Here is a 6,385-nt window from a genome sequence, read left to right on the forward strand (position 1 = left end):
CGGGTCGAGGTCGGCGGCGCACGGCATCCGGCCGCCCGGAATGGCGGAGTAGTCGAAGGCCTCGGCCTCGATCCACTCGGCGCCCGGGTGCTCGGCCCGCCAGTCCCGGATCCGCTCGTGGATGCCCTCCAGGGTGCGCACCCCGGCGAGCTGGACGCAGGCGTCGTCGGAGCCGAGCCGGACGTGGTTGTGGGCGTCGATGAACCCGGGCAGGACCAGCTTCCCGGCGGCTTCGATCCGCTCCGTGTCCGGCCCGGCCCAGGCGGCGGCCTCGTGGTCGGGGCCGATCCACACGATGCGGCCGCCGCGCACGGCGAGGGCCTCGGCCTCGGGCAGGTCCGGGTCCACGGTGTGGATGCGGGCCCCGGTGAGCAGCAGGTCGGCGGGGTGGTTCACGGGTGGTGCTCCTGTCGCGGTGGTGGAGGGGTCAGGCGGCGGTCGGGACGGCGGCGGGGGTCCGGCGGTACAGGGCCGCGTAGGCGAGGCCGGAGACGACCGAGCCGAGGAGGGTGAGGTCGGCTCCGCCGAGGGGTGCCACGAGCGGCCCGGTCCACAGCTCGGAGTCGCAGGTCAGGGCGGCGAAGACGATGCCGGCGAGGAGGGCGGCCAGGCCGGCCGGGTGGTAGCCGGAGCGGTACCAGTAGGCGCCGTCGGGGCCGGTGGTGTGCAGGGCGCGGCCGTCGTAGCGGCAGCGGCGCAGCAGCATGTCGGCGAGGAAGACCCCGCCCCAGGGCGCGAAGACGATGATCAGGAGCGAGAGGAAGGAGGTCAGCGCGCTGGTGAAGTCGGTGAGGAAGAGCGCGGCGAGGGAGCCGGCTCCGGTGATGGCGGCGCTGACGACGATGGCCTTGGCGCGGGTCCACGGGATGCCGAGGACCTGGAGGTTCAGGCTGGACGAGTAGAGGGTGATGATCGAGTTGGTGACGGAGCCGCCCAGGACGAGGGCCAGGAACATCGGCTGGAACCAGCCGGGCAGCAGGCTCTCGGTTCCGGCGACGGCGTCGGTCATGTCGGTGCGGGTGGCGGCGGCCACGCCCGCGATGCCGAGGGCGACGGAGGAGAGGAAGCCGCCGAGGGCCCCGTACCAGGTGATCGACTTCAGCGAGGTGGTGCGGGGCAGGTAGCGGGTGTAGTCGGCGGGCATCGGCAGGTACGAGAAGGGGGCCGCCAGCATGATGACGAAGGCGAGGCTCCAGCCGGAGGCGCCGGGCACGGTGGTCGCGGGGGCGGAGGGGTCGGCGCCGGGGAGCAGGAAGGCGAGCAGGGCGGCGAAGCCGGCGGCGAGGACGTAGGCCATCCAGCGTTCGGCGAACTGGACGGTGGCGTGGCCCCACATGGCCACGACGAAGGTCAGGGCGAGGGTCGTGAAGAGGGCGGCGGCGCGGGCGGGGGTGCCGTGGAGCAGGCCCAGGTCCTCCAGGAAGACCTCCAGGGCGAGGGTGCCGACGACGGTGTTGAGGATGGTGTAGCCGATGCCGACGAGCCAGTTGAGGACTCCGGCGGGGAGGTTGCCCCGGACGCCGAAGGCGGCGCGGGAGATGACCAGGGTGGCGGTGCCGGTGCGGATGCCGGACAGTCCGGCGGCGCTGATGGCGAAGAAGGCCAGTCCGCTGATCACGACGACGGCGGTGGCCTGCCAGAAGGTGAGGCCGAAGGCCACGGCCAGGGCGCCGTTGATGACGTAGGTGAAGGTCAGGTTGGAGCCGAACCAGAGCCAGAAGAGGTCACGGGCACTGCCGTGGCGTTCGGCGTCCGGGATCGGATCGATGCCGCGCGTCTCGACTCTGAAGATCTCGTCACTCATCGTGCACGCACCTTGATCTTGAATGGCGTTCTAAGTTCTTGAATGGCATTCAAGATGGGGGGTGCGGCCGACCCCCGTCAATACCCCGTCCGGGATAAGGTCGGCCCACGAAGATCGGGAGGCGGCAGCGGTGGCAGGAGCGGCACGGCGGCGCGACGGGCAGATCGCCCAAGAGCGGATGCTGGAAGAGGCCATGAAGGCGATCGCCGAGGACGGGCTCGCGGCGCTGACCATGTCCAAGCTCGCCGACCGCCTCGGCACCAGCGGCGGCCACATCCTGTACTACTACGGCAGCAAGGACCGGCTGCTGCTGGAGGCGCTGCGCTGGAGCGAGGAACAGCTCGCGGCCGAACGCGCGGCCCTGCTGCGCCGCCGGGTCACGGCCGCCCGCAAACTGGATCTCTTCCTGGAGCTGTACCTGCCCCGCGGCCCCCGCGACCCGCGCTGGACGCTGTGGATCGAGCTGTGGGCCCGTACGCCGTCCAACGAGGACCTGCGCACCGCCCAGGAGGAGATCGACGCGGGCTGGCACGCGGACCTGGGGGCGCTGCTGGCCAAGGGCGTGGAGCAGGGCCGCTTCGCCCCGACCGACACGGCCGCCCGCGCCTCGGAACTGCTCGCCCTGCTCGACGGGCTCAGCACGCGGGTCGTGCTGGGCCAGCGGGACGCGGACCGGGCGCGGGCCCTGGAGCGGGCGCGCTCGGCGGCGGCCCTGCTGGTCGAACACCGCTGAGCGCGTCCGGCAGGGCCGGTGCGGTGGCCGCGGTAGGCCCGTTCACGGGAATTTCCCTCCCGGTGCGCCCTACCGCGCTCCCCCACCGGGGAGCACAATCGGCCTGACTGCCCGAGCCGGACGTGAGGGAGGGAGCGCGTGCGCAAAGAGGTGCGCACCGCGGACGGCCGCGTTCTGACGGCGGAGCGGTGGGGCGACCCGGACGGCAGGCCCGTCTTCCTGCTCCACGGGATGCCCGGCAGCAGGCTCGGCCCGGCGCCCCGCGGCATGGTCCTCTACCAGCGGCGGACGCAGCTCATCGCCTACGACCGGCCCGGCTACGGCGGCTCCGGACGCCACCCGGGGCGCTCCGTCGCCGACGTGGCCCACGACGTGGCCGCCATCGCCGACGCCTTCGGGCTGGACACCTTCGCCGTGGCCGGCCGCTCGGGCGGCGCCCCCGGCGCCCTGGCCTGCGCCGCCCTGCTGCCGGAGCGGGTGACCCGGACCGCGGCCCTGGTGCCGCTCGCCCCCCGGGACGCGGAGGACCTGGACTGGTTCGCCGGGATGGCCGCCTCGAACGTACGGGAGTACACCACCGCCACCGACGACCCGGAGGAGCTGGCGGCCCGGCTCATCCCGCGCGCCGCCGGCATCGCCCGCGACCCCGGCCGGCTCCTGGACGAGCTGCGCCGGGAGCTGACCGCGAGCGACCGCATGATCGTCTCGGACGCGGGACTGCGGTCGATGCTGCTGCGCAACTACCGCGAGGGCGTGCGCACTTCGGCGTACGGCTGGATCGACGACATCCTCGCCTTCAGCAGCCCCTGGGGCTTCGACCCCGCCGGCATCCGCTGCCCCGTACTGATCTGGCACGGGGAGCTCGACGTCTTCTCCCCCGTGGGCCACGCGCGCTGGCTGGGCCGCCGCATCCCCGGCGCCACCACCGCCATCGACCCGGACGCCGCGCACTTCGCGGCCCTCCGCGCCCTGCCCGACGTACTCACCTGGCTGCTCCGCGAACCCCTGGGGGAACAGCAACCCGCCTAGGGGGCCGACCTGCGGCGACGTCGTCCGGGGCGGCCGGCCGGAAAACCGGATCCCACGGGGCGGCGAACGGCCGGAAGCGGGTCCTCGACAAATGCGTCACGCTTTCTATAGAACGCTTGACCAGGCGTCATGCCTCGGTTGCCAATGGGGTGTGGACGAGTAAAGTCCACGCTTGACAGCAGCGATGCGCTGATGCCTTTCCCGCCCATTTCACATGGCCTTCCCCGAGGACGGTGTCGTGAACACTTCCGCAACCCCCCCGACCAGCACGGTCAAGGACCGTCGCGTCCCGCTCGCGAAGATCGACGTCCGCAGCGCTTCCGCGGCCGCGGTCCTCGAACGCGTACTCCCGTCGGAATCCGGTCGTCGCGTTCAGGCACCGATCTTCAACTCCGCGCTCTGACGATCAGTTATGCGCTCTAGACTGGTGGAATGACCCGCACGATCGCATTCCGCGAGATCGTCCTGAAGGTTCACAGCAGATGCGATCTCGCTTGTGATCATTGCTATGTCTACGAACACGCAGATCAGAGCTGGCGAGCCCGGCCGAAAGTGATCTCCCCCGAGGTCATTTCCCAGACCGCGTCGCGGCTCGCCGAACATGCCCGTGACCATGCACTCCCCTCCGTCACGGTGATCCTCCACGGAGGGGAACCCCTGCTGGCCGGCCCCGACCGACTGCGCCTCGTGTGCGAGGAGTTCACCCGCGCGCTCGCCGGAACCGCCGGGCTCGACCTGCGCATCCACACGAACGGGCTCCAGCTCAGCCGCCGTTACCTGGACCTCTTCGCCGAGTACGGCGTCCGGGTCGGCGTCTCCCTCGACGGGGACCGCGCGGCCAACGACCGCCACCGCCGCTTCGCCGACGGCCGCTCCAGCCACCCGCTGGTCCTGGCCGCCCTGGAACTCCTGCGCTCCGCACCCTACCGGCACCTCTACCAGGGCCTGCTGTGCACCGTGGACGTGGCCAACGACCCGGTCGCCGTGCTGGACGCGCTGGTCGCGCTGGAGCCGCCGCGGGTGGACTTCCTCCTCCCCCACGCCACCTGGGAGACCCCGCCGGAGCGCCCCGACGGCGCGCCCGACGCGTACGCGCGGTGGCTGCTGCGCGTCTTCGACCGCTGGGAGCAGCTGGAACGGCCGGTGCCCGTCAGGCTCTTCGAGTCCCTGCAGTCCACGCTGCGCGGCGGACCCAGCCTGACGGAGTCCCTGGGACTGGCCCCGACCGACCTGGTCGTGGTGGAGACGGACGGGACGCTGGAGCAGGTCGACTCCCTCAAGAGCGCCTTCGAAGGGGCCGCCGCCACCGGCTTCGACGTCTTCCGCCACGCCTTCGACGAGGTCGCCGCGCACCCCGGGGTCCGCGCCCGGCAGCTCGGCCTCGCCGGCGTCAGCGGTACGTGCCGCCGCTGCCCTGTCGTACGTTCGTGCGGCGGCGGCCTGTACACGCACCGCTACCGGGAGGACAACGGCTTCGACAACCCCTCCGTGTACTGCTCCGACCTGCGCGAGCTGGTGGACGGGGTCGAGGGGCGCACCGCCGCCCGGCAGACCGCCCCCGAGCTGGCCGACCCGGCCGAACTGGCCCGGTCCCAGGAGGAGCTGACCCGGATCCTGCTGGCCCGGCTGCACGGGGACCTCGCGGGGGACCCCTCCTGGGCGCGGGCCTGGGAGCTGCTGGCCGGGGTGGAGGGGGCCGGGGAGGCGGGCGCGGACGCGCTGGACGCCGTACTGGGCCACCCGTTCACCCGGACCTGGGTGCTGGAGGCCCTGGACGCCGTGCGGGAGGGGCGCCCGGACGGCCCGGCCGCGGCCCGCCGGCTCGCCGCGCTGGCGGCCGCCGCCGTGCTGCGGGGCGGGCTGGAGCTGCCGGCCGAGGTGGCCTACCGGGACGGGGAGGTGTACCTGCCGACGCTGGGCCTGCTGCGGCTCGGGGAGCCCGGCACCCGGGGCCGCGCCCTGCTGCACGCCACCGGCGAGGGGTACGCGGTCGTCCGGGCGGGGCGCACCGAGCACCGCTTCGGCCCGGCGGCGGGGGACGCGCGCTGGCTGCCGGTACGGACCTGGACGCCCGGGCCCGGGGAGCCGGCGGTGGCGCTGGAGGACCTCGACCCGTACCGCAACTGCTTCGCCCGCCCGCCCCGGCTGCGGCTCGGCGCCGGGGAGGCCGAGGAGTGGCGGGGCCGGCTCGGCGCGGCCCGGGCACTGCTGCTGCGCACCGTCCCCGGGTTCGCGCGGGCGGCCGTCGCCGGGCTGGACACCCTCACCCCGCTCGCCGGCGGCCCGCGGGCCGGGGGCTGGGGCGAGGCCGGGCGGCACGGGCCGGGCGCGCTCGGGGTGCCGTACGCGGCCGGAATCCGGGAGACCGCGCTGGCCCTGCTGACCGGGCGGCGGCGGGCCCGGCTGCGGGAGCTGACCGAGGTGGCCGACCTCTACGCGCTGGACGGTGCCTGGCAGCACCCCTCGCCCTGGCGGACCCGCCCGGTGCCGGTGTCGCGGCTGCTGGCCGACGTGCACGAACGGGTCGCGGTGGAGGCGTACCGCCGGGCGACGGGCACGCAGGAGCCGGGCGGCGCGGACCGGATCCACCGCGCGCTGGACCGGCTGGCGGAGGCGGCGGAGCTGACGGTGAGCGGCAAGCGTCTGGTGGAGGAGCTGCGCTGGGAACTGAAGGCGGTCGACGCGTGACCGCCCCGCCAAGCCCGGCAGCCACCCCGACGACCCCAGCCGCCCCACCTGGCCCAGCCGCCCCACCCGTCCCGCCGGCCCCGCCGCCCACCCCACCAGCCCCTGCCGCCCCACCCGGCCGCTACCAGCTC

The 6,385-nt window shown here is 74.1% G+C and carries 6 protein-coding genes; 4 read left to right on the forward strand and 2 right to left on the reverse strand.

The genetic code is table 11. The features are described from left to right. Both SSNG_RS07840 and SSNG_RS07845 read right to left on the reverse strand, forming a co-directional pair. On the reverse strand, positions 1-396 hold a 396-nt coding region (locus SSNG_RS07840; protein ID WP_042800712.1), incomplete at its 3' end, for an amidohydrolase family protein. Between the two features lie 31 nt (positions 397-427). Continuing rightward, positions 428-1,804 (reverse strand): cytosine permease, encoded by a 1,377-nt coding sequence (locus tag SSNG_RS07845; protein WP_007263269.1) that lies wholly within the window; start codon positions 1,802-1,804, stop codon positions 428-430. A gap of 130 nt (positions 1,805-1,934) precedes the next feature. Between SSNG_RS07845 and SSNG_RS07850 the strand changes: the two genes are divergently transcribed. The 4 genes from SSNG_RS07850 (at position 1,935) to fxsB (ending at position 6,254) form a co-directional block, all read left to right on the forward strand. Next, on the forward strand, positions 1,935-2,537 hold the full coding sequence (locus SSNG_RS07850) for a TetR/AcrR family transcriptional regulator (protein WP_007263270.1): 603 nt from the start codon (positions 1,935-1,937) through the stop codon (positions 2,535-2,537). Between the two features lie 138 nt (positions 2,538-2,675). After that, positions 2,676-3,566, forward strand: a complete 891-nt coding sequence (locus SSNG_RS07855) for an alpha/beta hydrolase (RefSeq protein WP_007263271.1) — start codon at positions 2,676-2,678, stop codon at positions 3,564-3,566. A 238-nt stretch (positions 3,567-3,804) separates the two neighbouring features. Continuing rightward, positions 3,805-3,969, forward strand: coding sequence for an FxSxx-COOH cyclophane-containing RiPP peptide (gene fxsA / locus SSNG_RS07860; protein ID WP_241695003.1), 165 nt, complete (start codon positions 3,805-3,807; stop codon positions 3,967-3,969). A gap of 29 nt (positions 3,970-3,998) precedes the next feature. Further along, positions 3,999-6,254: a radical SAM/SPASM protein FxsB, inactivated metallohydrolase extension form gene (gene fxsB, locus SSNG_RS07865; protein WP_007263273.1), complete on the forward strand. Its 2,256-nt coding sequence runs from the start codon at positions 3,999-4,001 to the stop codon at positions 6,252-6,254. Positions 6,255-6,385 lie beyond the last annotated feature (131 nt).

This window comes from Streptomyces sp. C (assembly GCF_000158895.1).
Lineage (GTDB): Bacteria > Actinomycetota > Actinomycetes > Streptomycetales > Streptomycetaceae > Streptomyces > Streptomyces racemochromogenes.